Below are 818 nucleotides of genomic sequence, written 5' to 3' on the forward strand. Positions count from 1 at the left end.
AGCACAGCATCGTCTTGTTCTTTGAATCCGTCATAGGTTTTCTTCTTTTGGCCATTTTCCTCACGCAAATACTTCGGGGTAGCATCTTCTACCGGAGAAGAGTCACCAATAAAAGCAGCCTTTCCTTTACCCAGCTTAGAGATAGCTACATACGGGCCTTCCTCCACTCCACCGCCTTTATATACACCTTTATCAACAGCATGAGCCCATTTTGCATTTGTTTTTGGCAAATAAACGATTCCCTTTGCTTTTTTCGGCTCAACAATCGCAAGTGTGCTACCCGCGTGCATTGCCACGCTGGATACGCCTTCTGTTATTCCCAATGCCTGAGCAGGGCTCACAATGCTGGTTGCATTTATGTCTCCAAGCGCATTGTAGCGGAATCGGATACCAAAGTTGTCAGCCAGCCAGTCAGAGCTTGCTATCCCTTGCATAGCTTCCGAGTTACGCTCCTCCTCGCTCATTCCCTTAGCTGGATCAGCCCACGCTCCACGACGATACCCGTTCATCACTTCCGAGGCATCCCAACGATTCTTGTTACGATCTGCATTGTAGTGATCCCCGATAAAGAAGATGCTGCCGCCATTTTTTACAAATTCAATCATTGCTGCTTGTTCAGATACCTTATAAGGAATGTTGGCTTCCCCAATTACAAACACGGCATATTCTTTCAGATCGTCATAGACAATCGGTGTTGATTTGCGTAATTCCTTCACATCATAGCCGGCTTGAGCAATCGCATTAGCAAAGTCAGAGAAACCTCCATCAATAACCCAGTCTGCCGCTCCTGCTGTTTGTCCATGCGTATTGTCAAATAA

General features: G+C 46.5%; 1 protein-coding gene. It reads right to left on the reverse strand.

Annotated elements, in window-relative coordinates:
- On the reverse strand, positions 1 to 818 hold an 818-nt coding region (locus AYJ08_RS03790; RefSeq protein ID WP_082890853.1), incomplete at both ends, for a DNA-binding protein.

Origin of the sequence: Brevibacillus sp. SKDU10 (assembly GCF_001645205.1) — a bacterium.
Taxonomy (GTDB): Bacteria; Bacillota; Bacilli; order Brevibacillales; family Brevibacillaceae; genus Brevibacillus_B; species Brevibacillus_B halotolerans.